Annotated in this window: 1 protein-coding gene; it reads left to right on the plus strand. The window is 53.8% G+C overall.

Going from position 1 to position 1901, the window contains the following annotated elements:
- Nucleotides 1-181 precede the first annotated feature (181 nt).
- Entirely contained in the window at nt 182-1306 is a 1125-nt protein-coding gene (locus DW024_RS09835) for an aminotransferase (RefSeq protein ID WP_118377604.1), read from the plus strand.
- Nucleotides 1307-1901: the final 595 nt, after the last annotated feature.

Here is a 1901-nt window from a genome sequence, read left to right on the forward strand (position 1 = left end):
CGGCCCGCGCTGCATGAGCATGCCCTTCTGGCGCGAGGACCTCTAAGGTTTTCAAAGACCCGTACAGGTCTTACTACAAACATCTAGCTGCCATTAGATGTCTCCCAATGGGACGGTGCGGTTCTTTCGCACCGTCCCATTCATGTTTATTGACGCTAAATTAAGATCAGATAAGGTGGCCATGGATATCAAGACAATTGGCGTTGAGGAATGGCTCAACGTTTGGGAGAAGAGTGCTACCTGGGATATCGCTCAGTCGACGATCTCGTCGCTCACCATGGGTGAGCTTCGCGCACTTGACGAGCAGGACGGTGCTACGTTCTACGAGCGCCTGGATCGCGAGAAGATGAATTACGGCTGGATCGAGGGTTCGCCGGAGTTTAAGGCCGAAGTCGCCAAGCTGTATCGTCGCGAGGTCAATCCCGATCACATTTTGCAGACCAATGGCTGTACGGGTGCTAACCTCAATGCCATCATGGCTGTTGTCGAGCCCGGCGATCACGTGATTGCCGAGTGGCCTACCTATGCGCCGCTCTATGAGATTCCGCGTACGCTCGGTGCCGAGGTCGAGTATTGGGAGCTTCGCGAGGAGCTCGGCTGGAAGCCCGATATCGAACAGCTCAAGCACCTCGTTCACCCCAACACCAAGCTCATCTGCATCAATAACGCATCGAACCCCATCGGTACGGTGCTCGATGCCGATACGCTCGGCCAGATTGCCGAGATCGCCCGTTCGGTGGGCGCCTATGTGCTGTGCGACGAGGTGTATCTGCCGCTCGAGAACACCGAGTCCTTTATATCGATGGCCGACGTGTACGAGAAGGCCATTGTCACCAACTCGGTGTCCAAGACCTATTCGACGCCTGCGGCTCGCGTGGGCTGGGTCGTGGCCGACGAAGAGGTCTCCAACCGCATCCGCACCTATCGTGACTACACCATGATCTGCGGCGGCGTGTTCAACGACGCCCTGGCGACCTACGTGCTCGAGCACAAGGATAAGATCCTTGAGCGCAACCGTAAGATCGTGTTTGGCAACTGTGATATCGCTCAGGCATGGATCGATACGCAGAGCCGCGTCTCTTGGACGGCGCCGCAGGGCGTATCCACCTCGTTTATCCAGCTGGATATTCCGGAGGACGATGAGGAGTTCTGCAAGCGCCTGTTGGCCGAGAGGGGGGTGCTGCTGGTTCCCGGCAGCCGCTTTGAGCTTCCCTGCGGCGCGCGTCTGGGCTACTGCGCGAGCGAAGACGTTCTTCGCGAGGGCCTGAGGCTTCTGGGCGAGGCGCTGGCGGAGTTTGATCGCTAGGATTCCGACGGCTCTCAAAGCCACTCAAATCTGTCTACGATTATCGATAACAGACCCGTTTCCCATGAGGGGAGCGGGTCTGTTTTTCTATACCGAGAAGTCAAGTTGTTACAAATGAGGCCGTAAGGCGAGCCGGTGTTCGTTGGGCCTTATACTGAACTTCCGGTGAACGGTACCAAGCGTCTGGTAAACGGTAATATGCATACCAGAAATGAATAGGACAAACTTTTTTCTGAATAAAAATGAAAATGGTTGAGACGCGGTATGAATCGCTAATTCTATTCATAGCTTTATTAGAAATATGCAATTTGAGGGTGGTTTAATAAAGTTAAGTTCCATTTGCCATTTGGACTGAAAACGCGTTTTAGCACGTAAATACACTTTATTATATCAAAGTGTGCCATGCGTGAAGTATATGTGTATGCCGTTCACCCCTCATATAAAACCGTTCGGGGGCGAGGTGGAAGTATGGACTGATTTTGGATATAAATATGTCGTCAGCAATAACGCCTCACACGGAGGGGCGCTAACGAATCGGCCCTGACAGGGGCCCGAAAGAAAGGTAGGAGGCCATGACGAAAGGTCTGCACGTGCC

The organism is Collinsella sp. AF37-9, from assembly GCF_003475115.1.
GTDB lineage: Bacteria > Actinomycetota > Coriobacteriia > Coriobacteriales > Coriobacteriaceae > Collinsella.